A 795-nucleotide genomic window follows, 5' to 3' on the forward strand; every position below is an offset into this window, starting at 1 on the left:
CGAGAAAACACGCCTCCTGACTTTGCCGCCGTCTTCAAACAAAAGGAGCAAGGATGAAAAATATTGTCTTTAAATTGGCTATGATCTGCCTATTCAGCGGATGCTATGCCTTATTCGTCGCCTGGGAAAATGGCGGATTCAGCCATCTCCATGATTTTCAAGCAATAGAGGGCAACGGCATGAGCGCATACCTTCATCAAACCTCCGCCGCCACCATGCAGGCTGAAAAAAACGAGTTGTCGATTTTGCAAAACAACCAAAACAGCTTGGCCTCTTGCGTCGGCATTGAATCTTTATGCGAATACGCCAAGCCGGGCATCTGGGTTGAACATGCCAAATTCTTACAACACAAGGACACGGGCAAATTATTGGTACTTTCGTTGGACTATTTGGAAAACAATGACACCGCAAAAACCCTACACAACCGCTATTCTGCATCGCTCCTACCTCAAGCAGACAGAAAGGAAGCGTGGCATTACGCCTGGCGTACATTTTTGAGCTCAATAATGTTTCTAATGGGCATCAATCTGCTGCCAATGATTTTTACCCTATTTGAGGAAAAGGAAACCGCAGCATAAAAACATGTCGTCTGAAAACATTTTCAGACGGCATGTTTCATTATTAAAGCTTAACGCGGATGAACCATATCGGCAGGAACGACCAATTCGTCAAACTCTTCGCCTGTCAACAAGCCCAATTCGATGGCGGTTTCGCGCAACGATTTGTCGTTTTTGTAGGCGGTTTTAGCGACTTTGGCGGCGTTTTCGTAGCCGATTTTGCGGTTTAACGCAGTAA

Annotated in this window: 1 protein-coding gene and 1 pseudogene; one reads left to right on the forward strand and one right to left on the reverse strand. The window is 45.7% G+C overall.

From position 1 onward, the window contains the following. The first annotated feature begins 53 nt into the window (after nucleotides 1–53). Nucleotides 54–578, forward strand: a complete 525-nt coding sequence (locus ACTHUR_RS13265; RefSeq protein WP_219089534.1) for a hypothetical protein — start codon at nucleotides 54–56, stop codon at nucleotides 576–578. A gap of 50 nt (nucleotides 579–628) precedes the next feature. Here the strand turns inward: ACTHUR_RS13265 and ACTHUR_RS13270 are convergent. Continuing rightward, a pseudogene (locus tag ACTHUR_RS13270) lies at nucleotides 629–795 on the reverse strand (class II fumarate hydratase); the annotation flags it as partial.

The sequence above is a fragment of the Neisseria sp. P0021.S007 genome (genome assembly GCF_051956855.1).